Here is a 2,583-nt window from a genome sequence, read left to right on the forward strand (position 1 = left end):
ACGGTTTTTTTCCGTTCACCTACTTATCTCTAAAAGAAAATTTCCATCAAAGTCAAAATAATCTATTAATCATAACTGTAAACAATGCAAGTAGAATCACCAGTCTCTAATATTGATAATAATATTTTTACTGATTTCGGTGGGGTAATGATTCCTCAAGCACCGGATGGGTTTAAATCAGGTTTTATTGGCATTATCGGTCGGACTAATGTGGGTAAATCCACTTTAATGAATGAATTAGTCGGACAAAAAATAGCCATTACTTCCCCAGTATCCCAAACTACTCGCAATCGGTTAAAGGGGATTGTAACTACAGAAACAGCCCAGTTAATTTTTGTAGATACACCGGGTATTCACAAACCCCATCATCAATTGGGAGAAGTGCTGGTAAAAAATGCGAAAATTGCCATTGAATCGGTAGATGTGATATTATTTGTAGTTGATGGCACTGTTGCTTGTGGTCCAGGCGATCGCTATGTGGCAGAACTACTAATTAATAGTCGAACACCTGTAATTCTGGGGATTAATAAAATTGATGAACAACCAGAAGATTATCAAAAAATAGATGATAGTTATATTCAATTAGCTAATAGCTATCAATGGCAAAGTGTGAAATTTTCTGCTAAAACTGGAGCGGAATTATCGCAACTCCAAGATTTATTAATTAGTCATCTCGAACCAGGACCATTTTACTATCCACCCGATTTAGTTACAGACCAACCAGAACGGTTTATCATGGGTGAATTAATTCGAGAACAAATATTATTATTAACCCGTCAAGAAGTTCCCCACTCCGTAGCCATAGGCATTGATTTAGTCGAAGAAAGCCCAAAAATTACCCGTGTTCTCGCCACCATCCATGTTGAGAGAGATTCTCAAAAAGGTATTCTTATTGGTAAAGGTGGAACAATGCTCAAATCTATTGGTAGTGAAGCTAGACAACAAATTCAAAAGCTAATTGCTGGGAAAGTTTATCTAGAATTATTTGTCAAAGTTCAACCTAAATGGCGACATTCACGAGTGCGGTTAGCAGAACTGGGTTATCGGGTAGAAGAATAATAAATAGGGGTAAATTATGCCTTTGATTAGTCTCATTGCTGCCATTTCTGAAAATCGAATTTTATCAGACTCGACAAAAGAACATATTCATGCGGGTATTCCTTGGAATATTCCCAGTGATGAACTTTATTATCGGGAAACTATCCGACGACATCCTGTCATTATCGGGCGCAAAAGTTATGCCACTTTTAATAAACCAATTCGTAATTGTACAACTATCATTCTTACCAGAGACACCAATTTTCAAGCCTTTGGTTGTGTAGTTTTGCATTCATTACCAGAAGCAATTGCATGGGCGAAAATGAGTGAAACAGAAGAAATATTTATCGCTGGTGGTGGACAGATTTACACTGAAGCAATCAAATTGGCCGATAAACTTTATTTAACCATTGTTGAAGGTAATTTTGTGGGAGACATATACTTTCCTGAATTTGCCGATTTTGGAAAAGTCACCAAAGAGAAGAAAATGCAGGAAAATGGCTTTAAGTTTAATTTTGTGGAAATTGAAAAGTGCGTTAATTAGGTAACGCCACCTTCAATAATTGGCTAAGTAATGGGACACAATTAATACACAACTGATTTTTATGTTCCCCGTTCCCCGTTCGCCGTTCGCCGTTCCCCGTTCCCCGTTCCCTGTTCAATTTATTGTAATTTCAAAAATCTATCCAAAGCTGCTACCATACTTGGTGGCCAGCGACGGATATTCGTTACCCAATTCATATCCTTATAACGGGTATCTAGTCCATAAGCAGCTACCCAATTACTTTCTGCCTCTCCCTTATTTCCCCTCACCCAATAAGCGGCTGTTAAAGCGGCACGCATATCAGCAAATCGAGGATATTTACGGACTATATTCCGCATCTCGCGGATAGCTTTATCTGATTGACTGGTTTCATATAAAGCCAGGGCATAATTAGCTCTAGCAAAGGCAAAATTGGGGGTAATTTCTGTGGCTTTTTGGAAATCTAAAATCGCTTCTTGCCATTTCCCTAAACCTGTTTTAGCATTACCACGATTATTATAAGCCATAGCATCTTGAGGATCTAATTCTAATACACGATTATAATCAGCGATCGCTTCATCCCATCTTCCCAAACCTTCTAATGCTGTTCCCCGATTCAAATAAGGGTCTGTCACATTGGGAGCAAGTTTTATAGCTTGGTTATAGTCTGTCAATGCGGATTGTAACTTATTTTGACTGACACGAGAATTACCGCGATTACTCCATGCGCCCGCATTGGTAGGAAATTTTTCAATAATTTCTGTCCAATAAGCCTCCGCTTTCACAAAATCACCCTGATTTGTGGCTGCAAAAGCCTTAGTCGCTAATTCATCCCCTGCTTGCAACTCCTCGGCGGTAATGGGTTGAGATTCTGCCATAACTGGTGTATTCCAGCCAAAAACCAGCAACAGACTCAGGAAAATACCAATTAGTTTAATCATAAGAACACCCGGTAAGTGGGAAACTCAGCGTCTTTAGACCTGAGAGGGAAACGACACGAGCGGTTTTAACCGCTGTGGATA

The 2,583-nt window shown here is 39.0% G+C and carries 3 protein-coding genes; 2 read left to right on the forward strand and 1 reads right to left on the reverse strand.

The window, feature by feature from the left end:
* Positions 1-84 precede the first annotated feature (84 nt).
* Complete coding sequence (gene era / locus FJR06_RS02670) at positions 85-1,059, forward strand: GTPase Era (RefSeq protein ID WP_168650658.1); 975 nt, start codon at positions 85-87, stop codon at positions 1,057-1,059.
* A 16-nt stretch (positions 1,060-1,075) separates the two neighbouring features.
* Complete coding sequence (locus FJR06_RS02675) at positions 1,076-1,582, forward strand: dihydrofolate reductase (RefSeq protein WP_015079492.1); 507 nt, start codon at positions 1,076-1,078, stop codon at positions 1,580-1,582.
* Between the two features lie 119 nt (positions 1,583-1,701).
* Here the strand turns inward: FJR06_RS02675 and FJR06_RS02680 are convergent, their stop codons facing one another.
* Positions 1,702-2,502, reverse strand: a complete 801-nt coding sequence (locus FJR06_RS02680) for a tetratricopeptide repeat protein (RefSeq protein WP_015079493.1) — start codon at positions 2,500-2,502, stop codon at positions 1,702-1,704.
* Positions 2,503-2,583 lie beyond the last annotated feature (81 nt).

It is taken from the genome of Dolichospermum sp. UHCC 0352 (assembly GCF_009711925.1).
In the GTDB taxonomy this organism is placed as follows: Bacteria; Cyanobacteriota; Cyanobacteriia; order Cyanobacteriales; family Nostocaceae; genus Dolichospermum; species Dolichospermum lemmermannii.